Source organism: Streptococcus suis, assembly GCF_002960445.1.
Taxonomy (GTDB): domain Bacteria; phylum Bacillota; class Bacilli; order Lactobacillales; family Streptococcaceae; genus Streptococcus; species Streptococcus hyiners.
Genome location: NZ_POJD01000068.1, coordinates 1 through 283, shown reverse-complemented (window position 1 = coordinate 283; position 283 = coordinate 1). Strand labels below are relative to the sequence as shown.

The window sequence follows — 283 nt, the reverse complement described above, 5'->3', positions numbered from 1 at the left end:
CTTTGGATTTCACGAAGGAGAAGGTCTTTTTGTACATATGAAAGCCTTGCGTCCAGATGAGGATTCCTTGGATCCGATTCACTCGGTGTATGTGGATCAGTGGGACTGGGAAAAGGTCATCCCTGATGGTCGTCGGAATTTAGCTTACTTGAAAGAAACAGTAGAGCAGATTTACAAGGCTATCCGTCTGACCGAATTGGCCGTTGAAGCTCGTTATGACATTGAGTCTGTTTTACCAAAGAAAATCACCTTTATTCACACAGAGGACTTGGTGAAGAACTTC

Annotated in this window: 1 pseudogene; it reads left to right on the top strand. The window is 43.8% G+C overall.

The features are described 5' to 3' along the window. Positions 1-283 (top strand): annotated as a pseudogene (locus tag C1G53_RS01320) (asparagine synthetase A); the annotation flags it as partial.